Origin of the sequence: Acinetobacter portensis (assembly GCF_009372215.1) — a bacterium.
GTDB lineage: Bacteria > Pseudomonadota > Gammaproteobacteria > Pseudomonadales > Moraxellaceae > Acinetobacter > Acinetobacter portensis.
The window spans coordinates 1-20,595 of the sequence record NZ_LWRV01000066.1 but is presented as its reverse complement, the minus strand read 5'-3'; the positions used below and the strand labels follow the sequence as shown (position 1 = coordinate 20,595).

The window sequence follows — 20,595 nt, the reverse complement described above, 5'->3', positions numbered from 1 at the left end:
TATTCTGGATAGGTTCTTAGAACTTGGTTTGCGTTATGAAAATGGTCCTTTAGATTACAGCATGAATGTTTACCATAACTGGTATGACAACTATATTTATGCGGCAACTACTGATCGTTATGAAAATTTCCGCTTAGTCGATTACACACAAGACAAAGCTCGTTTTTATGGTGTAGAAGGACAAGTAGGCTATGCAATTAACGACACTTATAAAGTAAGTTTATTTGGTGATGCTGTTCGTGGAAAAATTGATGGTGAAAATGCTCCACGTGTTCCAGCAGGTCGTGTTGGTACTAAAGTAGATGTAGATTTTGCTGATGGTTGGACAGGTTTAGCAGAATATTCACATGTATTTAAACAAGATCGTATTTCAGCATACGAGCAAGAAACAAGCGGTTATAACATGGTGAATTTAGGTGTGGCTTATGCAGGTAAATATGCGCAAGACACAGACTATCGCGTTTACTTTAAAGCAAATAATTTGTTAGATGAAGATGTATATCAACATGCATCATTCTTATCGAACATTCCACAAGTGGGTCGTAACTTTACGGTTGGCGTAGACTTTAGTTTTTAAGTGAGTGCATGTTTTATCAAAATTTAAGAGAGTAGACGGCGATAAAACATAAAACTGCTTGAAAAAGCAAAGAATAAAACCTAGCCTGAGCATATTGGGTTAGGTTTTTTCTTATGCGTATCTTTAAAAAAATTCATCAAAAATTAAATTGGTCTCGTAAGCAATATATTGGGCTTGCATTGGGGTTATTGGCTGTCACATATTTATGTTCGGCAATTTATCATACGTACAAGCCAATACCTGAAGGTTTAAACTTCACAGGAAAATTACGTCATGCCAATGTGCAGTTTTTAGCAGATCAAACCTATATTGATGCCAATGGTAAACAACAGCAAGATCAAAAAATATTTAAAGAAATTCTAAAACTCATAGATGATGCACAAACTACGATTGTGATTGATATGTTCTTGTTCAATAAAGAAGTAGGTGCATCAAAAGTTCAACAGCAAGATTTAACGCAGCAACTTACCGATGCACTGATTAATAAAAAAATCTTTCATCCAAATATTGAAATTAAATTTATTACAGATCCAATTAACTCTGTTTATGGTGGAATTTTACCAAATAATTATCGTCAGTTACGCCAAGGAGGAATAGATGTCATTGAAACAGATTTAACACCATTACGTGCATCGAATCCTGCTTGGTCAGGTTTGTGGTATATCTGCTGCCAAGGTTTAGGAAACACAACAGAAAGCGGTTGGTTGCCTAATCCATTTGGTGATGAAAAAATTACGTTAAGAAGCTATTTTAATTTATTTAACTTTAAAGCCAATCATAGAAAAACTATTACTGTAGATACCAAAGATGGGTGGAAGACATTAGTCACCTCTATGAATCCACATGATGGGAGTTCGCGTCATTCAAATGTTGCATTAGTTGTTGATGGTAATACTGCAATTGATGTGCTTAAAACAGAACAAACCGTAGTTATGATGTCGAAAGGTGATGTTTCAGGCGTTGTGATTGGTGATTTTGATGGTGATAAAAACTTACCTCAAGTACAAGTTTTAACTGAAAAAGCTATTCTAGATGCAACGTTAAAGACAATTGAATCTGCGAAAAAGAATGAGAACATTGATTTAGCGATGTTTTATTTGTCTGAACGTCAAATTGTGAAAGCTTTAATTACTGCAAAAGAGCGCGGTGTGAATGTTCGTGTTTTATTAGACCCAAATAAAGATGCATTTGGGCGTGAAAAAAATGGTATTCCAAACCGCCAAGTTGCCTCGGAATTAAATGATGCAGGCGTTACTGTTCGTTGGTGTAATACACAAGGCGAGCAGTGCCACAGCAAAATGTTGATTAAATCGAATGCTCAGCAAGCTGAAATAATTTTGGGTTCTGCAAATTTCACGGCACGTAATTTGAAAAATTATAATTTAGAAACTAATTTGCGTGTAGTTGGCTCAAAACAAGCTGATGTCTTTAAAGATGCTCAAGGCTTTTTTAATACAGCTTGGTCTAACTTAGAAGGTCGTAATATGAGTGTTGAATATGCGAAATATGCAGATGAGTCTAAATTTAAATATGGCGTTTACCGCTTTATGGAATGGAGTGGTTGGTCTACTTTTTAATCTGTGCTTTACCTCTCCCTAACCCTCTCCTTTTAGGAGAGGAAATTCCTCCCTTTTTTAAAGGGAGGTCAGGAGGGATTCTTTAAGACTTAGGATTTGGCGGAACAATCGCATCTAAATCTTTATCAGAAATATTATCTAATTCATGTAAATCTGTTTTAATTTTCCACTGAGTTTCATCTTCAATGGGTTTTGGTAAACGAGCTTCTAACCAATCGCAGACAACATCGGGTGGAAAATCTACATGATTACATTGAATAACCCAACATAAAAACTGCTTTGCTTCACCATTCATATAAGGTGGCGGAGATACAGGTAAAAATTGTGTTGGAAGACGTTCATTTTTAGAAATGTAATTTAATACATGTCCAAGTTCTTGTACTGTTTGCCAAGCGAGGTCATGTTCAATATTAATTTGGAACTTAAACCACCAACTGTGTTTTCCATCGGAACCATAAGAGTCGATGAAAGCTTTTTGAACACTTGGTACTTTGCAGAAGAATTCATATAAACGGTCAAAACTTAAATCAGACACAGAGATTTGATCCAATACAAATAAAATAATTTTAACATAACTCTGTTCATTCTATGGGTTGATATTCATAGAAAAACAGATAGATGTTGAATTACAAAAAATATGTAATTGTTGGTTTTTTCTTCATTTTATAAATTAAACTATTATTTATAATGAAATAAACTTTTAAGAGGGTATGTAATGAAAAGCATAGGAATGGTTACACTAAGTACTATGGTATTTTTATTTATGCCTTCTTTGGTGCAGGCAAATAGTCCAAAGTGGAATGCTTCCATTGGTGTAAATGTAGGTAATACACATCGACCAAATTATCCACAACAGCCACCACATTATCCACAGCATCATCCAAACTATCCAAACCAAGGTTATCCAAATCATGGATATCCGCCTAATCGTCCATTACCACCATCAGGTCATGTTTATCCTCATGGCGGTGTTAGTTTGAACTATCAGGCACCAAGTTATACAACGGTAAATCATCAAACTTATACTTGGGTGAATGGAGATCCAAATGTCGCACAAATTAAAAGTTCGACTAAAATTGTGATTACCAATTGGCGTGAATTAGGTTTACCTGCACCGCCAAGCGGTATGCATTGGATTTATGAAGATGGTCGCTATATTTTAGAGCCAAATTAAAAATAAAAAATCCCGCACATTTGGCGGGATTTTTTATTATGCAAGTTCATCATCTTGTGGGCGAGGAGGATTATCTGAAGTTACTAGTTTTTCAGGATGTTTTTCTCGCATAACAGATGGATAAGTCCAAGATGCATAACGAACAATTAAAATAGCAAAGGAAAGAATTAAAATAGAACCTGTTGTAATCACCAGTCCCATATCTGCTTTGTGATCGTGTTGAATATCTGCAATGAGTAAACGTGTTAAAGCTGTAATAGCAATGTAAATTAAAAAGCGTACAGGCATGTGGTTGGTTTTAAAGTAAATACCTACCATCGCACCTAATTCTAAATAAATGAAAAGTAGAAGAATGTCATCAATCGTCGCAAATTTTTTAATGGTCAGAATTTCAAAAACTGTATTTCCCGCAGACCAAATCACCATACAGCCAATCACAAATAGGGCAATGTAGTGAAAGCCTTCTACAGCAAGATTTCCAAAGCGGTCGAGGAGGGTTTCAATTTTTTCAATTTTGGGATTTCGATGTGACATGCGTCCTCCTAATATCTGTTCAAGTTATCGTTATTAAAAGATAAGCAAGTTTCATGCACATTTAATGAAATTGAATGACTTTAAAATAATAAAAAATAGTATTTTATTTGAACTAATTTGTTGTAATTTATGTTATGACTAAAGTATTGATAAGGAGAAAGAAATGTTAGATAAGATTCAAACAAAAATTGACACTTTAAGTTCTGGTAAAAAGCTAATTTTAGGGACAGGGATTCGTGAAGATGAAATGCAAAAAGTCGTAGAACTTTGTAATGCATTACAAAGTAGTGGTGTGATTAAAATTATAAATTCACAGTCATCAACCATTATGATTCAAAAGTTATAAAATATTTCATCATAAAAAAACGCCTGAATGATCAGGCGTTTTTTTATTGTCTTAAGAAAAATTAAGACTGATTTGTGAAGTAATCTTCGCTGAAGTTTGTGATGACTTCTGAACCTGCTTTAATTTTGGTAATACGAAGTGAAAGTTCAGGCAAAATGCGCTGTGCAAAATAAATCGCAAGCGACAATTTGTTTTGGTAGAACGCACCTTCTTTATCTTTTGCTGCATTGGCAATGCGTGCAAACATATACGAGAAGCTGAGTAAGCCAACTGCATGTAAATAATCTACCGCAGCTGAATTAGAGAATTCAGGATTTTCTTTAGCCGCTTCTAAGATGTATTGAGTAACAGATTCTATTTCTGCAGCTGCATCTAATGTTGCATCTTTAATAAAGTTTAAATCTGCATCTAAAGCATTTGCAAAATCACGGATTTCTTGAATATAAGTTGAAATATATTCACCGCCACATTTAATGGTTTTACGACCAATTAAATCTTGTGATTGAACGCCATTTGTACCTTCATAAATTTGGGCAATACGTAAGTCACGTACACATTGTTCCATACCCCATTCACGAATAAAGCCATGACCACCAAAGACCATTTGTGCATCAAGCGTTGCATTGAATGCCGTATCTGTAAGATATGCTTTTGCAATTGGTGTTAATAGGGCAACACGATCATTTGCAGCTTTAACCGCTTCAGGATCTGTTGAGAATTTTGTGATATCAAGTTGCTGACCTACATACACAGCAAATGCGCGAGACGCTTCGTTATTTGCACGTGCGTTTAATAACATACGACGTACATCGCCATGTACTAAAATGCTATCGGCAGGCTTGTTTGGCGATTGAACACCTGAAGCACTACGACCTTGTAAGCGATCTGTCGCATATTGCGCCGCATTTTGATAAGCAAACTCTGAAGCACCTAAACCTTGAATACCCATAGACAAACGTTCGTAGTTCATCATGACGAACATTGCTGCTAAGCCTTCATTTTCTTTGCCAACCAAATAGCCTTTCGCACCATCAAAGTTCATGACACATGTAGCAGAAGCTTTAATCCCCATTTTGTGTTCGATAGAACCTGGACCTGCCGCATTACGTTCGCCTAAAGAACCATCTTCATTTACAAGGAATTTAGGCACGATGAACAGTGAAATACCGCGTGAACCTGCAGGTGCATCAGGCGTTTTTGCAAGTACAAGGTGAATGATGTTTTCTGCTAGGTCGTGGTCACCACCTGTAATAAAGATTTTAGTACCTGTTATTTGGTAAGTGCCATCTTCATTGCGTTCAGCTTTGGTTTTAATAATGCCTAAATCTGTACCTGAATGTGGTTCTGTTAAGCACATTGTGCCTGACCATTCACCTGAGTAAATTTTAGGTAAATAGGTTTCTTTTTGCTCTTGAGATGCATAGCTATTTAAAGCCATACCTGCACCTACAGAAAGAAGTGGGTAGAGCATGAAAGATGGGTTTGTAGCAAACAGCATTTCATCTGAAAGTACAGTCAGCATTTTTGGCATTTCCTGACCGCCCCATTCAGCGTCAGCTGCCAAGCCAATCCAACCACCTTCTGCATATTGTTTAAAAGCTTCTTTAAAGCCCGCAGGGGTTGTCACATTGCCATTGCTATAGGTTGCACCTTCTTCATCACCTGTACGGTTAATCGGTAAAGTTACATTTTGTGCAAATTTCGCCATTTCTTCTAAAATAGCTTCAGCTGTTGCAGCATCTACATGAGCAAGATTTTCGTTGGCTTGCCAGAATTCTTCGGCCTTAAATACGTCATTAAGGATGAATTTCATGTCTGCAAGAGGTGCATTATAAATTGGCATCGCGGTCACCCGTTATTGTGTCTGTTTTTTCCGTGTTTTAATCAGTCTAATCGAGAGTTTTTAAAATTGTTAGACGACTAAAGAATTAATTTTTCCATATCTTTTATAAAGAAAAAGGACGGCCAATTCAATGACTGTCCTTTCTCTGTGTTGCATTAGAACGTCATTTTTTTAGAATGCAAAATGTTCAGCATCTAAAGACATTAATGGTTCTAAACCGCCTGCAATTACTTCTACGTGTGAACGTACACGTGGAAGTACTTTTTTGAAGTAGAAGCGAGCAGTGGTTACTTTCGCATTGTAGAAGTCTACTTCTGTTGAGCCTGCAGCTAATTGTTCTTGTGCAACAAGCGCCATACGAGCCCATAGGTATGCAAGTGTTACATAGCCAGAGAAGTATAGGTAATCTACCGCAGCAGCGCCTACTTCTTCAGGGTTTTGCATTGCTTTAGCGCCAATTTGCATTGTTAATTCGCCCCACTCTTTATTGAGAGCAGCAAGCGGTTCAACAAATTCTTTCATTGCAGCATTGTCTTTATTTGCTTCAGTAAATTTATGAATAATCTTAGTGAAGTCTTTCAACATTGCACCTTGAGTACCCAAAACTTTACGACCTAACAAATCGAGTGCTTGAATTTCTGTTGTACCTTCGTACAAGCAAGCAATACGTGTATCACGAACAATTTGTTCCATACCGTGTTCAGAAATAAAGCCGTGACCACCAAATACTTGAACACCGTGTTTTGCAGATTCAGAACCAATTTCAGTTAAGAATGCTTTTGCAATTGGCGTAAGTAAAGACAATAGGTTGTCTGCAGTTTTACGTTCTTCTTCAGTTGCACCTTTTTCAGCTGTGTCTGCATATAACGCTAAGTTATAAACAAGCGCACGTGAACCTTCTGCAAATGATTTTTGAGTCATCAGCATGTTACGAACAGCAGGGTGAACAATAATTGGATCTGCTTCTTTTTCTGGTGCTTTAGGGCCAGAAAGTGAACGCATTGCTAAACGATCTTTCGCATAAGTTAATGCACCTTGGAAAGCCGATTCAGATGCAGATAAACCTTGTACAGCCGTACCAATACGTGCAGTGTTCATGAATGTGAACATGCAGTTTAGACCACGGTTTTCAGGGCCAATAAGGAAACCTTTTGCGTTATCAAAGTTGATTACACATGTTGCGTTACCGTGAATACCCATTTTGTGTTCAATAGAACCACAACGTACTGCATTACGCTCACCTACAGAGCCATCTGCATTTAAGTTGAATTTAGGTACGATGAATAACGAAATACCTTTAGTGCCTTTAGGTGCACCTGGTAAACGTGCAAGAACGATATGAACAATGTTTTCTGCCATATCGTGTTCACCAGCAGAGATAAAGATTTTCTCGCCAGAAATTGCATAGCTACCATCAGCTTGTGGTTCAGCTTTAGAGCGAATAATACCTAAGTCAGAACCTGCATGAGATTCTGTTAAGCACATTGTGCCTGTCCATTCACCTGAAACAAGTTTAGGTAGGTAAGCGTCTTTTTGTTCTGCAGAACCATGATGTTCTAAAGTACGAACTGCACCATGAGAAAGACCAGGGTACATACCCCATGCCCAGTTAGACGTACCAACCATTTCAGAAATGATAATACCTAACGAGTTTGGTAATGCCTGACCACCGTATTGCTCTTCAGCAGCAAGTGAAGGGAAACCAAGTTCTACATATTTTTGATACGCTTCTTTAAAGCCTGTAGGTGTGGTTACAACACCATCATTCCAAGTACAACCTTCACGGTCGCCCACTTGATTTAAAGGAGATAGTTCATTTTCACAGAAATCTGCAGCGGCTTCTAAGTATTGATCGACCAATTCGCGGCTAACGCTTTCTTGGAATGCAGGAAGAGTTGCATAATGTTGTTCAGCGTTTAATAACTCATGCAATACGAATTGCATATCACGTAGGGGCGCTTTGTATTGTGGCATATCGGTTTCCTCAATACTGGTTTAAACCAGCGTTATAATCCAGATAACATTGTAAACGGGTCTTCAGTGACACGTATTTGAATAGCCTAATCCTGCAACATCTTAGATGAAGGTACAAGTATTTCTTTGAATATTGATAGTGACTGTTAAGTCAAAAAAATAATTAGAGATTTTTGTAAGTATTTAGAGTGTATACATTTTTATTGAATTTTTTATGACATAAATAGTCAATCAATCTAAAAAACAATATCGAACAAAAAAGGCGCAATAATGCGCCTTTAATATCAATATCTTAGTGAAAGTAAATATTTTATTTGGTGAGAGCGGCTGCTTGAACAGGTGCTTTAGGTTGGAAGCGAACTTCACATTTACCATCTAAAGTTTGTGTACCTACTTTTACTTGTACAGCTTTACCATCTTTTTGACCTTGGCATGCTTTTGCTACGGCTTGTTGGTGTGCTTGACGCTCAGCAAGACGTTGATCGAACTTTTTAGTCAGTTCTGCACGTTGAGCATCTGTTAATGGCTCACCACGTTTGAAATCACCTTGGCGTATTTCACCGCGCATAGGGCGATGATCTTGGCGCGCTTGTTTGTCTACTTTTTTGTGTTCAGATTTAAAATGCATGACACATGTGCCATCAATTGTTTTTTCACCCGCTTTAACTTGAACAGTTGTGCCTGTTGCTTTGTCATCACATGCTTTATGGATTTGTTGCATTACTTCACGATGTTCAGCGCGAGATTTTTCAAATGTTTCACGTTGTTCAGGTGACATTTTACGGTCTGGTTTACCATGATGATCTTTCATCATACGTGAATGGTTTTTGTCTTGTGTATTCGCAGTAGATTGACAAGCGGTTAAAGCCCCCATGCTTAAAACGCTTGCACCAATTAAAGCAATCTTTGTCATGTTATTCATTGTTGTAATCTCCAAAAAGAAGAAGTTAATTCGATGCTTACAGATTAAATAATAATGATGAAGAAACAATGGAGAGTTTTTTAAGTCAGTGTTGGTTACAATGTCGAATATAGAAGAAAAATAGAGATTTGGCTCTTGAATATTCGTCGATTTCCCATTGCCTTACGTTTGTTCTTAACTGTGCTTTTTACCACAGTTGTGATTACGACCGTCAGTCTTGGGGTTCTACATTGGACTATGCAGAAAAACTTTGCCAAATATGTGGCAGATGTTGAAATGCAAAAGTTAGATCACTTAATAACTAACTTGGCAGCAGTCTATGGGGAATATCATGATTGGGGTAATGCAATTCAAGCGCAAATGCTTCAAATTGAAGGTGAAGCTGCGCCAGATGATTACGATAAATTGTCACATTGGTGGCTTAGACGGCAATATGATATTGCCTTACAACAGCGCTATTTTGAAGAACACACCATTGTTAATTCTTCTAATATGGCAAAAATAGTACAGAACAAACCTGCATTAAGTAATGAAGAGTTAAGTATTCTTAAACTGAATTTACCCTCAGAGTTTCAGCCCTTTGAAGGTTTAAGATTTCCATTAAGTTCAAACCAAAATTTAGCGAAAATTGCACAGAACAATAAAGATGGGCAAAAAACTGAAAATACCACCAATAAAAAGCAATTTATTTCGATGCCTGACCGTTTAGGTTTAAGTTCACGTTTATCTTTATATGATGCAGAACAGCAGTTTATTGTGGGTGAGCAATCGGATGATCAAATGGCATTTCGTCCAATTATGGTCGATCATAAAATTGTAGGTTATTTAGGTTTAAAACCTGTTTTAGATCAAGATGATGCTTTAAGTATTAACTTCTTTAGTAATCAAAAAAGATATTTGCTATTGGTGTACGGTTTAACCATTTTTGCGAGTTTGATTGCAGCATTATTATTGGCAACCTATTTTAAAAAGCCAATTCAGCGTTTGTTGAATGGGACAAAAGAATTAACACAGGGTAATTATTTACATCAAGTGACCGTAAACCGAAATGATGAATTGGGCGATTTATCGAATCAGCTCAATCATTTGGCAACAATGCTCGATCAGCATGAAACATCGCGTCGTCAATGGGTTGCAGATACATCTCATGAGTTAAAAACACCGCTTGCAGTTCTTCAAGCACAAATTGAAGCGATGCAAGATGGTATTCGTAAGCCAACGCCTGAGCATTTTAATTCAATGCTTAATCAGGTGAGCAGCTTGAAAAAACTGACACAAGATTTAGCCGATTTAGCGCAAGCAGAAGCCATGCAACTGAAATGTTATTTGGCAACAGTAAATCCGTGGGTTGTGATTGAGCAAGAAGTTGAAAACTTTATACCAAAATTTGAACAAGCCAATTTAACCATCACTACAACAGGTGAGGGAACAGATTTACAATTAGATGTAGATCGTTTTAAACAAATTATGGTGAACTTATTGAGTAATAGTATTCGCTATACAGAATCAGGTGGTAAAGTTCATGTACATACGGAACAAACTGCGACTGAATGGACGGTCTATGTTGATGATAGTCCATTGGGTTTAAGCGATGAACAATTGGCGAACTTAGGTCAAAGATTTTACCGTGTGGATGATTCTCGAACTCGTGCGACAGGTGGAACAGGTTTAGGTCTGGCTTTATCGGCTAAAATTGCACAAACATTGGGTGGTCAACTGAGTTTTGATCATTCACCATTAGGTGGTTTGCGTTGCAAATTAACCTTCCCGAAACAAATGAAACAATAAAAGGAAAGCATGCATGAAACATATCATGTTAGTGGAAGATGAAGTTGAGCTTGCACAGTTGGTACGTGATTATTTAGAAGCTGCAGGCTTTGAAGTCAGCATGTTTCACGATGGTCAGGAAGCTTATGACAGCTTTATGCAGCGTAAGCCAAGCCTCATGATTTTAGATTTGATGGTACCTCGTATGGACGGCTTAACCATTTGCCGTAAAGTACGTGAACAATCAGACTTACCAATTATTATGGTGACTGCGCGTACAGAAGAAATTGATCGTGTACTTGGTTTGAACATGGGCGCAGATGATTACGTATGTAAGCCATTTAGTCCGAAAGAACTAGTTGCACGTGTACAAGCCGTTTTACGTCGTTTAGAGCGTAAAGCAGAGCCTGAAAGCAACGATTTATTCCGTATGGATAAAGCGCAACAGCGTATTTGGTATCAACAAAAGTCTTTAAGTTTAACGCCAACAGAATTTCGCTTGCTCGAGTTGTTTTTAGAGCATGTTGGGCATGTTTATTCACGGGCACAATTACTTGATCATATTAACCCTGACAGTTTTGATGTTGCGGATCGGGTGATTGACAGTCATATTAAAAACTTACGCCGTAAAATTTCAGAAGCAGCGGAAACAGGAAATCGCCACGAATGGATTCAAGCTGTTTATGGTGTAGGCTACCGTTTTGAATATCCTGAAGATTAATTAATCTTTAAGAATGAAAAAGCGAAGAAGTGAAAACATCTTCGCTTTTTTTATATTCAATATAAATGATTTATAAAGTTTTAGTTTCATCCATATAAGTATTCCCTAAAAAATAATATAGATTTATGTTGCTTGATTAGGCGATTGATCAGGAAACATTTACAATTCAGTTTTTCTTCATAATGAGAGTGTGTTTTGAACAGCAACACGCCTAAATTACAACGACGCTTAAAGAATCGTCATATTCAGCTCATCGCAATGGGCGGTGCAATTGGAACAGGCTTATTTTTAGGTTCTGCGCATATTATTCAATCTGCTGGTCCATCGATTATTTTGGGCTATTTCATTGGCGGAATCATTGCATTTTTAATTATGCGCCAATTGGGTGAAATGATTGTGCATGAACCTGTAACAGGCTCATTCAGTTATTTTGCTTTTAAATATTGGGGTAAGTTTTCGGGCTTCTTAACAGGTTGGAATTATTGGGTTTTATATATTTTAGTCGCAATGACTGAACTCACTGCAATTGGTAAATATGTCAATTTTTGGTGGCCTGAAATTCCAACGTGGTTAACGGTACTATTCTTTTTTGTCCTTGTTACCCTCATGAATTTAGCCAATGTAAAAATTTATGGTGAGTCTGAATTTTGGCTTTCTATTATTAAAGTTTTAGCCATTGTTGCGATGATTCTTTTTGGTGTGTATTTGCTTGTAACTGCCGATGTAACATCAACAGCATCAATTCAGAACTTATGGATTCATGGTGGATTTTTCCCGCATGGTTTTGAAGGTTTGTTTTACATGCTTGCCTTTATGATGTTTGCTTTTGGCGGTATTGAACTAATTAGTATGGCGGCAGCTGAAACGGAAAATCCAGATCAGAATATTCCAAAAGCTGTAAATCAAACAGTTATTCGTGTTTTCCTTTTTTATATCTGTTCACTTGCTATTTTATTGTCATTGGTACCATGGAATCAGCTTGATTTGGGTGGTTTAGACAAAAGCCCATTTGTGATTATTTTTAATCAAATGGGGATTCATTGGGCGGCACATTTACTTAATTTTATTATTTTGACCGCGTCATTATCTGTGTGTAATAGCGGAATGTATGCCAATAGCCGTATGTTATTAGGGCTTGCTGAACAAGATAATGCACCGAAAATATTTAAAAAGGTCAATGCGCAAGGTATTCCTGTTCCAGCAGTCTTATTTTCTGCATTTCTTATTTTTGGTTGTGTATTACTAAATTATTTTGTGCCTGAAAAAGCGCTTAGTTATTTAATTTATATTGTGGTTGCAGCAGCAGTTTTAAACTGGATGATGATTAGTTTGATTCATTTAAAATTCAGACAAGCCATGAAAAAAGAGGGAATTAAAACCAAATTTCCTGCATTATTTGCACCGTTCACCAACTATTTTGTTTTAGTGTTTATGTTGATGATCTTGTTTATTATGTGGACACAAGGTTTTATGCTTTCTGTATTGATGCTTCCTGTATGGATTGTATTATTATTTATTGTATTCAAACTCTTACATAGAAATCAGGCATAAAATAAAAAGGACTCTAAAGAGTCCTTTTTATTTGGAGTGAAAGTCTAGATATTAGAACTTAAAGCTCGATGAAAACAGTAAGGTGCGTGGTTCACCTAAGTTTAAATCATTACTCCAATAGTGCTTATTAAATATATTGTTTAAGTTGGCACGTAATGTAATGGGTACATCTTTAAATTGTGTTTGATAACGAGCACCGATATTAAATAAAGTATAGGCAGGTAGAACATCCGTATTTTCCTTATCTGCGAAGCTTTTACCTGTATAAATTAGTCCTGCATTTATTGCTAAGTTTTCGGTTTGAGGAAGTGCATATTCACCATAAATTTTAAACATTTCTTTTGCCACAACAGGTGGACGTTTACCTTCAAGTTCTGGCTTATTTTTCTGTTGTTTAATTTTTGGATCTAAATAGGTATAACCACCGACTATAGAAAAGCGATCTGTCAGTTTTCCTGTTGCCGTAAACTCAATTCCTTGGTGAACCTGACGCCCATCTTGTACATAAATTGCGTTTCGATCATCAATATTTTGGCTATATTCAAGTGCTTTATCAATTTTGAAAATTGCAGTATTTAAAGCAAGTTGGTCGTTGAAATCGTATTTTAAACCTAGCTCAATTTGTTTGCTTTTTAGTGGATCAAATTGTTGTCCCGCATTTACTACAATATGTGAACCTGAAGTATCAGGCGCAATTCCACCATTTTCTAAAGATTCAATATAAGTGACATATGTGGTGATGTTATCTTGTGGTTTATAAATAACAGAGATGTTTGGCGTAAATGCAGATTGTTCAGTATCTTTTAATTTATTCTTAATTTTGATGTAAGCACCGCCAATTAAAGCAGACCATTGATCGTTAAATGTAATGTCATCGCCAAGAAGCCAACTTTCACTTTTGCTATCTGCGCTACTTTTAAATTCACCACGATCTAAACTTTCACCAATAGGTTTTGGAAAATAGCTTGGAGATGAAATGTCTAAGTTGTTATAAATGATATCTTTTGCATCTTTCTTAAAGCGTTTTTGTGTGGTGTTCGCTGTTTGATAGCCAAATGTTAATTTGTGAGTAATACTCGCCGTATTAAATTGATAGTCCAAATAAGTCGATGTACGTTTATCAAACTGTTGGCTTGTTCTTCTGTTCATGTTTGCTGCATAAATGCGCGGAACGATTTGTGAATATGTACCATCAGCATTCACTTTATTGGTGGCAAGTTGGGTTGCTCGGTCACTTTGGCTTTCTAAATAATTCATTCGGAATGTGAGTTGATCGGTTGCTTGCCAATTTAAATGTGCGCCATAACGTTCGGTTTTGTATTCGCTATTGGTCCAATCTTGACTCCAAGATATGTCATTTTTTAGTTTTTTCGCTGAAATACGATTTATATTTTTCCCTGAAAAATCCCAGTCGGCAGATTTTCCATCAATATTAAAGTCGCGATACATTGCATCAAGTTGTAAGGTCAGTTGATCGGTCGGTTGCCAATCGAGCGCAAGGCTTATAAATTTTTTGTCGATACTTTGATTTTTAATTTGCGTTTCGCCATCTTGTTTCATGGCATTCAGGCGATAACCAAACTTTTGTGCTTCATCAAGCTTCCCTGAAAAATCACCGGCAACATACCAATTTTTCCCGCCTGTACTTCCTAATGTTATTTCATTAAGCGGTTCAACCGTTGAACGTTTGCTTATAAAATTCATCATGCCGCCAACATTGGCAGGACCATATAAAAAGCCCGATAAACCATTAAAGAATTCAACTTTTTCTGTATCTTCCATAGTTGTACCGTGCCCGTATTGATCACCAGCTAAACCATCTCGAAAGCTATTTGCAACTCGAAAGCCTCGTAAGAAAACAACAGGTTGGTCATTTGCATATTGAGGTGCGCTAAATTGCATGGTTGGATTAATTCTATAAATTTCATCTGTACTCGATGTTGATTGTAAATTTTGAATTAAATCTTGAGAGTAAACTTGTAATGAGTAGGGTAAGTCTTGAAGTTTTCTACCTTGCCAAGGCCCAACTTGTGAAACTTGATTGGTTTTATAGCCTTGTTCCGCACTACCTAAATCTTCTGTTGCTGTAAAACTTAAAGTTGAAAGTGTTTGATCATCTGAAAATGCATAGCTTGTAAACAAACTTAAACCTGTACTGCATAAAAATAGAGTGTATTTATTGAGTTTTAATTTGTGATATACATTCATAAATGTTACTCAAAATGTGAAATATTTATCGTTAAAATTTCACAAATGATAATCTTTATTGTTAATGATATGGTGTTTATTTACACAAAATAAAAATAATGAAACAACTGGATTAAATTTATATGGCTTAATTTATGTTCTGAGCTTGAGATCACGAATAAATTTCAATGATTGTTCCATCATCTACAAGTAACCAAAGTTCATCTATATCGATATTACGGACAGCAACACATCCCCAAGTCCAATCACTTTTTGGAAAATAATTCATTAAACTGGGTAACACATTTACTTGCTTTGTGGTTGCAGAGCCATGAATCATAATGTCACCACCGGGTGAAACGTTTAAATTTTTAGCAATATCTCGATCTTTTTTATTAGGATATGAAACATGCAAAGATTTATAAAATGCACTTTTCGGATTGCGCCAATCGATAACATAACGACCTTCAGGTGTTTTTCCATCGCCTTCTTGAACTTTGTGCCCAATAGGGGTGAAGCCTAAACGTATGGGGTATTTTCGAATGGTTTGATCATTATGCTTTAACAGAAGATATCGTTCTTTTTTATACACTTGGATGCTTGAAATAGGAGATTCTTTACGAATTTTCTGAATTTCATCTTGAGTTAAGGCTTGAGGAAATGAAATTTCATTTGAAGTTGTAGGTAAGTATTTGCCATATTTTTGATTCACGATAAACGCGACAACAAGACAGCTTAGAAAAATTAAAACAATAGCGAAAATACGATTTCTGATCATTTATAAAATAATTATTTGCTCACTTATCCTTTAATTCTTGTGGATAACGATTAAATTATCCACAAGTGTTTTGTGAGTAAATATGAATTAAGAAGAACAACTCACCACAACTTCAGGAACATCAGTCGCTAACGGTGCTAAATCGTTTGCCTGCTCAAGGTCAGTTTGTTTTGTAAATGGATGTGAAAGTAGCTTAAACAAACGATCAAGCTCAGAAAAATCATTTCGTTCGGCAAGTTCAATTGCTTTTTGAGCCATGTGATTACGCAATATATAATGTGGATTGGCTTTTTGCATTTGTGCATCAAGTTCATCTACATCTTGTCCTTCGCGAATCGTTTCGTATTGCATTAAGAAATTTTCAAAGGCAAATCGATCTAGGCAATCATCTTTAATGCTTTCATATTCTTTATTTTGCAGTCGAATAAAGTTTTGCGTGTAATCGAGCTGTTCGCTTTGCAAAATGCGTAAGAATGCCATCGCACAATCGAAACTGTCTTTATGGAAGCTAGCTAAGCCCATCTTTTGACTTAAACCATGTTTGTAGTGTTCTAAGAAGGTTGGTTCAAAATGTTCTAAACACTGAGCAAGTTCATCTTTCCATTGTTCTTTGTCGTAGTCTTTGGGGCAAAGTGGAACGAGGTTATTCAGCCATGTCCATAAATTCCAATGTCCAATACTTGGCTGTTGTTGATAGGTATAACGTGCTTTGTAATCGCTGTGATTATTGATCCAATTTGGGCGAAAACGCTCCATAAAACCGTAAGGACCAAAATCTAAAGTTGAACCTGTAATGTTTAAATTATCGGTGTTCATTACACCATGCGCAAAGCCAACCAATTGCCAATGCGAAATCATAATGGCTGTTCGTTGAATAACTTTTGTAGCAAATGCCAATATAGGCTGTTCGGCATCTAAACTTTCAGGATAATGCCATTCGATACATTTTTGCGTGAATTCAGGGAGTAAATCTGCTTGATATTGATTAATCCATTCAAAATGCCCTAAACGAATATGGCAATCTGAAGTGCGTAACATCATTGCGCCAAGTTCTAATTTTTCACGTTGTACACCTTGTGTTGAAGATGTAAAACCAACAGCATTACTTGATGGAACACCTAAAGCATTCAGCGCATGTCCTGCCAAATATTCACGGATAACCGAGCGTAAAACAGCACGACCATCGCCCATTCTTGAATACGGTGTAGAACCTGCACCTTTTAAATGTAAATCAACTGTTTGATTCTTTTTATCTAAAATTTGTGCGATGAGTAAACCGCGCCCATCACCCAATTGACCTGCCCATTGTCCAAATTGATGACCTGCATAAACCATTGCAAGTGGTGGAAACTCATCAAATGTTTTTTGACCGCTACAAATTTCTATCCAGTGTTTTTTATCATCTTCTGACCAATTTAATTCATTGGCTAAGTTTTCATTAAAATGACCTGCTTTTGCACCTTTTAAAGGAGCAGGTGCTTGTTGATGATAAAGCTTTGGACTGAGAGAAGGGTAGCGAGCATTAAATTGCATAAGGCAAAGATCTATAAAAATTCTGCTACCAATATAGCAAACTTAAACATCATTTATAAAAAGCTTTCTGATTCAACACACAATAAAAAAGCCCCATCAATGGGGCTTTTAAAGTTGCTCACTTAGTTAGAAGCAGGATTCTTTTTTAAGTTGCGTACAAGCAAGTTAAGCGCTGCACGATGATGTGCAAGACGTTGTTCTACCAACTGGAATTCAACTTTTAATTTGTCATCCATTTGGTGAATTTTTTCCGCCATAGATGCTTTTTTCGCTTGAATTTCAAGTTCTTTCAATTTAGTCCAATCGTTTAGGGTTTGAGAGAAAGCATCATATTCTTGAGCAATACGGCTTTTTACAGTAGAAATATCTTCAGTGACATTATGACCGTAAACCGCTAAATCTTGTTCAGCATATTTAAATTTCATCGCCAATTCAGCTTTTTTAATATTAAAGCTTGGAATCCGACGTAAATTTTTAGCTAAACCAAGTTTAGAGCAAGACCAAATTAACCATTTCGTTGGATCATATTGCCACCATTTTACGCCATTACGGTAGTCGTATTGGAAGATGTGATGGTAGTTATGATAGCCCTCACCCCAAGTCGCAATTGCTAACCAGAAGTTGTCACGCGCAGTATTTTCATCTGTATAAGGACGTTTGCCCCACATATGACATAAAGAGTTAATAAAGAATGTGACGTGATGGCTGAGGATTAAACGCATTAATCCACCTAATAACAAGACACCCCACATATCGCCCGTTGCCCAACCGATAGGTAACAAAATAGCAGCATGAACAGCAATAACTAATGGAACGTAATATTTATCTTGGAACATCACCACTTTGTCTTTTAACAAGTCTGGTGCATTTTTATAGTTCGCTTCTGCCGCAGGATAGTTGCGAAGCATCCAACCAATATGAGCGTACCAAAAACCGTTATTAATAGAATACGGATCTTGATCGATATCATCTACATGGCGGTGATGTGTACGGTGACCTGAAGCCCAGAACAAAATACTGTTTTGAACTGCAAATGTCCCCATAAGCATTAAAATAATTTTTAAAGGCAATGTTGCTTCATAAGCACGATGTGCCCAAAGGCGGTGATAGCCCGCAGTAATACCAAGACTACTGACACCTAGTAAAACAAACATGCTCACCCATGCACTTACGCTGAAATCGTGATGATATGCGTAAAGCGGGATAGCGATTATCGCAACAATAGGTAAAAACACCAATGCAAAAACTGCAATCCAGTTGATTGGGGCTTTTGGTAGGGGAGCATTCATCTCCAACAGTACTCCTAGAACCTTTGCAGGTTATAAATGTAGCCTTAGCTTTATAAAAATATAAGCCGATCTTAATAGCATCTTAGCATGGATATAAAAAGATGCACTATCATTATTGTACAGTTGTATTGTGTTAAATTGATATAAAAATAGCCAAGCTGATGATTGGTTTTATCGAAGTTTGAGCAGCCGTGATAATAGAATGACGATACTGATAAAACCAATTGAAACACTTGGAAATAAAGGATTTACGTCAAATATTTAGCGCGTGGAATTGAGCAATTTTTGCATTTCTTTTGGGAAATCAGTGATTAATCCATTAATACCTAAGTGGAACAATTCTTGTGCGCGTTTTACATCATTGACTGTCCATACACTAATGGCTAATTTTGCTTCTTGAGTAGCAGTAATCATCTCATTGGTTGCAAGTTGATTCATCCAACCAATTTGACAACATCCAAGTTCTAAGGCTTGATCAATGGCACGATGTTGAATGTCATCTTCAATAAGTAAGCCACGTTTAAAATTCGAGTTTTGATTTTTTAATGCATGATGAATTTTTGAATCAAAACTGGTAATCACTGCTGAATGTTCATAGCCCATCAGTTGTTGCTGTAAAGATTCAACCAGTGTATTGGCTTCATAAGCAGATTGAACCGCTTTGACTTCAACTTCAATATGATCGAAGTTGAAAATAATTTTCATGGTTTCATCGAGCAAAGGCGTTTTCTCGATGTTTTTCCATTCTGACCATGCAATAGCTTGATTATAGTGTTCTAAATCTTCCCGACTACATTCATAAAGATGTTTGCTTTGTCCTGCGGTACGCGCAAAATCATCATCATGCATAATCACAAGGGCATTATCTTTCAGCTGTCGAACATCAAATTCAACCGCGCGAATACCTAAATCATGAATATATTGAAAACCACCTAAGGTGTTTTCAGGTGCTTCCCCACGAGCACCACGATGACCAATTATGCGCATGCATGGCTCATCATTTTAAAGATGTAGTTCATTTTGATGGATTAAAGTGACAGAAATATGACGTTACATATTTTGATCCGATAGTACTTTTATGCAAGTACTATCGGATGAATTACCTTGTTCTTTATCGGTTTTTTTAGTTCTTAGATTGTTTCGTTAATATTTTTTTGCCAAAGGACTTCTGAACCGCCTTCTGCGCGTTGTAATGCTCGAGATGCGACAAATAACCAATCGGATAAGCGGTTTAATAATTGTAGAGAGGGCGCTTGAATGTTTTGATCACGTGCGTGAACAGACATTAAACGACGTTCCGCACGACGGCAAACCGAACGTGCTTGATGTGCATAGCTACATGCTAGTGAACCCGCAGGTAAAATAAAGTCTTTTAGCATAGGAAGATCTTCATTTAAGCGGTCAATTTCGTTTTCTAAATATTCAATGGCTAAAGGCTGAACCAAATTGAAGTTTGGAATGCAAACTTCACCACCCAAGTCGAAAAGCCAATGTTGAATAAGGCTTAACGATTTATCCCAAGTGGTTTTGTCTTCAATTGCACTTATCGCAATTTGTGAGCGTAATACGCCAATACTTGAGTTGAGTTCATCTACATCACCTAATGCTTCAATTCGTAGGTCATCTTTGGAAACACGTGAACCATCGCCTAATCCTGTTGTTCCTGAGTCGCCTGTACGGGTGTAAATTTTGCTTAAACGGTGTCCCATGTTATTTCCTTAATATTCAGATATCTCAATTTAAAAAGGATAATGCCACAGGTGTGACATTATCCTCAAAAGTATTTATTTTTAGCCTGATGATATTAGGGTCTGTTGACATT

The 20,595-nt window shown here is 36.7% G+C and carries 18 protein-coding genes; 7 read left to right on the top strand and 11 right to left on the bottom strand.

Annotation, left to right across the window (positions count from 1 at the left end; all coding sequences use genetic code 11):
- Both A6M14_RS07295 and A6M14_RS07290 read left to right on the top strand, forming a co-directional pair.
- On the top strand, window positions 1–577 hold a 577-nt coding region (locus tag A6M14_RS07295; protein WP_152874317.1), incomplete at its 5' end, for a TonB-dependent receptor domain-containing protein.
- 113 nt (window positions 578–690) lie between these two features.
- Complete coding sequence (locus A6M14_RS07290) at window positions 691–2,154, top strand: phospholipase D-like domain-containing protein (RefSeq protein ID WP_152874316.1); 1,464 nt, start codon at window positions 691–693, stop codon at window positions 2,152–2,154.
- Between the two features lie 82 nt (window positions 2,155–2,236).
- Here A6M14_RS07290 and A6M14_RS07285 read toward each other — a convergent pair whose 3' ends face one another.
- Complete coding sequence (locus A6M14_RS07285; RefSeq protein ID WP_171501282.1) at window positions 2,237–2,689, bottom strand: hypothetical protein; 453 nt, start codon at window positions 2,687–2,689, stop codon at window positions 2,237–2,239.
- Window positions 2,690–2,869: 180 nt separating this feature from the next.
- Here A6M14_RS07285 and A6M14_RS07280 point away from each other — a divergent pair, with 180 nt between their 5' ends.
- Window positions 2,870–3,328 carry an RcnB family protein gene (locus A6M14_RS07280; protein ID WP_171500253.1) on the top strand — a complete coding sequence of 153 codons (459 nt, stop codon included), beginning with the start codon at window positions 2,870–2,872 and terminating at the stop codon, window positions 3,326–3,328.
- 36 nt (window positions 3,329–3,364) lie between these two features.
- Here A6M14_RS07280 and A6M14_RS07275 read toward each other — a convergent pair whose 3' ends face one another.
- Window positions 3,365–3,862 carry a phosphate-starvation-inducible protein PsiE gene (locus A6M14_RS07275; RefSeq protein WP_152874314.1) on the bottom strand — a complete coding sequence of 166 codons (498 nt, stop codon included), beginning with the start codon at window positions 3,860–3,862 and terminating at the stop codon, window positions 3,365–3,367.
- Between the two features lie 163 nt (window positions 3,863–4,025).
- Here A6M14_RS07275 and A6M14_RS07270 point away from each other — a divergent pair, with 163 nt between their 5' ends.
- Window positions 4,026–4,208, top strand: coding sequence for a hypothetical protein (locus A6M14_RS07270; protein ID WP_152874313.1), 183 nt, complete (start codon window positions 4,026–4,028; stop codon window positions 4,206–4,208).
- Window positions 4,209–4,269: 61 nt separating this feature from the next.
- On the opposite strand, the gene A6M14_RS07265 is transcribed toward A6M14_RS07270, so the two are convergent.
- The 3 genes from A6M14_RS07265 to A6M14_RS07255 form a co-directional block, all read right to left on the bottom strand.
- A complete protein-coding gene (locus A6M14_RS07265; RefSeq protein ID WP_152874312.1) occupies window positions 4,270–6,051 on the bottom strand; it encodes an acyl-CoA dehydrogenase C-terminal domain-containing protein in 1,782 nt (593 codons plus the stop codon).
- Between the two features lie 171 nt (window positions 6,052–6,222).
- Window positions 6,223–8,025, bottom strand: a complete 1,803-nt coding sequence (locus A6M14_RS07260) for an acyl-CoA dehydrogenase C-terminal domain-containing protein (RefSeq protein ID WP_152874311.1) — start codon at window positions 8,023–8,025, stop codon at window positions 6,223–6,225.
- 310 nt (window positions 8,026–8,335) lie between these two features.
- Window positions 8,336–8,947, bottom strand: coding sequence for a hypothetical protein (locus A6M14_RS07255; protein ID WP_152874310.1), 612 nt, complete (start codon window positions 8,945–8,947; stop codon window positions 8,336–8,338).
- A 135-nt stretch (window positions 8,948–9,082) separates the two neighbouring features.
- On the opposite strand from A6M14_RS07255, the gene baeS reads away from it, so the two are divergent.
- From baeS to A6M14_RS07240, 3 genes are all read left to right on the top strand, one after another.
- Entirely contained in the window at window positions 9,083–10,735 is a 1,653-nt protein-coding gene (baeS, locus tag A6M14_RS07250) for a sensor histidine kinase efflux regulator BaeS (protein WP_152874309.1), read from the top strand.
- Window positions 10,736–10,748: 13 nt separating this feature from the next.
- Window positions 10,749–11,435: a response regulator gene (locus tag A6M14_RS07245; RefSeq protein WP_152874308.1), complete on the top strand. Its 687-nt coding sequence runs from the start codon at window positions 10,749–10,751 to the stop codon at window positions 11,433–11,435.
- Window positions 11,436–11,630: 195 nt separating this feature from the next.
- Window positions 11,631–12,986, top strand: a complete 1,356-nt coding sequence (locus A6M14_RS07240) for an amino acid permease (RefSeq protein ID WP_152874307.1) — start codon at window positions 11,631–11,633, stop codon at window positions 12,984–12,986.
- Between the two features lie 51 nt (window positions 12,987–13,037).
- Here A6M14_RS07240 and A6M14_RS07235 read toward each other — a convergent pair whose 3' ends face one another.
- From A6M14_RS07235 to A6M14_RS07210, 6 genes are all read right to left on the bottom strand, one after another.
- Window positions 13,038–15,194, bottom strand: a complete 2,157-nt coding sequence (locus tag A6M14_RS07235; protein ID WP_152874306.1) for a TonB-dependent siderophore receptor — start codon at window positions 15,192–15,194, stop codon at window positions 13,038–13,040.
- 151 nt (window positions 15,195–15,345) lie between these two features.
- Entirely contained in the window at window positions 15,346–15,951 is a 606-nt protein-coding gene (locus tag A6M14_RS07230; RefSeq protein ID WP_152874305.1) for a L,D-transpeptidase family protein, read from the bottom strand.
- A gap of 87 nt (window positions 15,952–16,038) precedes the next feature.
- Window positions 16,039–17,484: a protein adenylyltransferase SelO gene (locus A6M14_RS07225; protein WP_152874304.1), complete on the bottom strand. Its 1,446-nt coding sequence runs from the start codon at window positions 17,482–17,484 to the stop codon at window positions 16,039–16,041.
- 122 nt (window positions 17,485–17,606) lie between these two features.
- Window positions 17,607–18,773 carry an acyl-CoA desaturase gene (locus A6M14_RS07220; RefSeq protein ID WP_152874303.1) on the bottom strand — a complete coding sequence of 389 codons (1,167 nt, stop codon included), beginning with the start codon at window positions 18,771–18,773 and terminating at the stop codon, window positions 17,607–17,609.
- 261 nt (window positions 18,774–19,034) lie between these two features.
- The gene (locus A6M14_RS07215; RefSeq protein WP_152874302.1) at window positions 19,035–19,760 is read right to left on the bottom strand and encodes a glycerophosphodiester phosphodiesterase; all 726 of its coding nucleotides are present in this window, start codon (window positions 19,758–19,760) and stop codon (window positions 19,035–19,037) included.
- Between the two features lie 143 nt (window positions 19,761–19,903).
- Window positions 19,904–20,482, bottom strand: coding sequence for a cob(I)yrinic acid a,c-diamide adenosyltransferase (locus tag A6M14_RS07210; protein WP_152874301.1), 579 nt, complete (start codon window positions 20,480–20,482; stop codon window positions 19,904–19,906).
- Window positions 20,483–20,595 lie beyond the last annotated feature (113 nt).

What these genes read in the sequence shown, in the direction of transcription:
- A6M14_RS07290 (WP_152874316.1), top strand. Translation starts at nt 691, where the DNA reads ATGCGTATCTTTAAAAAAATTCATCAAAAATTAAATTGGTCTCGTAAG.
- A6M14_RS07220 (WP_152874303.1), bottom strand. Translation starts at nt 18,773, where the DNA reads ATGAATGCTCCCCTACCAAAAGCCCCAATCAACTGGATTGCAGTTTTT.
- A6M14_RS07255 (WP_152874310.1), bottom strand. Translation starts at nt 8,947, where the DNA reads ATGAATAACATGACAAAGATTGCTTTAATTGGTGCAAGCGTTTTAAGC.
- A6M14_RS07215 (WP_152874302.1), bottom strand. Translation starts at nt 19,760, where the DNA reads ATGCGCATAATTGGTCATCGTGGTGCTCGTGGGGAAGCACCTGAAAAC.
- A6M14_RS07245 (WP_152874308.1), top strand. Translation starts at nt 10,749, where the DNA reads ATGAAACATATCATGTTAGTGGAAGATGAAGTTGAGCTTGCACAGTTG.
- A6M14_RS07280 (WP_171500253.1), top strand. Translation starts at nt 2,870, where the DNA reads ATGAAAAGCATAGGAATGGTTACACTAAGTACTATGGTATTTTTATTT.
- A6M14_RS07275 (WP_152874314.1), bottom strand. Translation starts at nt 3,862, where the DNA reads ATGTCACATCGAAATCCCAAAATTGAAAAAATTGAAACCCTCCTCGAC.
- A6M14_RS07210 (WP_152874301.1), bottom strand. Translation starts at nt 20,482, where the DNA reads ATGGGACACCGTTTAAGCAAAATTTACACCCGTACAGGCGACTCAGGA.
- A6M14_RS07260 (WP_152874311.1), bottom strand. Translation starts at nt 8,025, where the DNA reads ATGCCACAATACAAAGCGCCCCTACGTGATATGCAATTCGTATTGCAT.
- A6M14_RS07270 (WP_152874313.1), top strand. Translation starts at nt 4,026, where the DNA reads ATGTTAGATAAGATTCAAACAAAAATTGACACTTTAAGTTCTGGTAAA.
- A6M14_RS07235 (WP_152874306.1), bottom strand. Translation starts at nt 15,194, where the DNA reads ATGAATGTATATCACAAATTAAAACTCAATAAATACACTCTATTTTTA.
- A6M14_RS07265 (WP_152874312.1), bottom strand. Translation starts at nt 6,051, where the DNA reads ATGCCAATTTATAATGCACCTCTTGCAGACATGAAATTCATCCTTAAT.
- A6M14_RS07230 (WP_152874305.1), bottom strand. Translation starts at nt 15,951, where the DNA reads ATGATCAGAAATCGTATTTTCGCTATTGTTTTAATTTTTCTAAGCTGT.
- A6M14_RS07225 (WP_152874304.1), bottom strand. Translation starts at nt 17,484, where the DNA reads ATGCAATTTAATGCTCGCTACCCTTCTCTCAGTCCAAAGCTTTATCAT.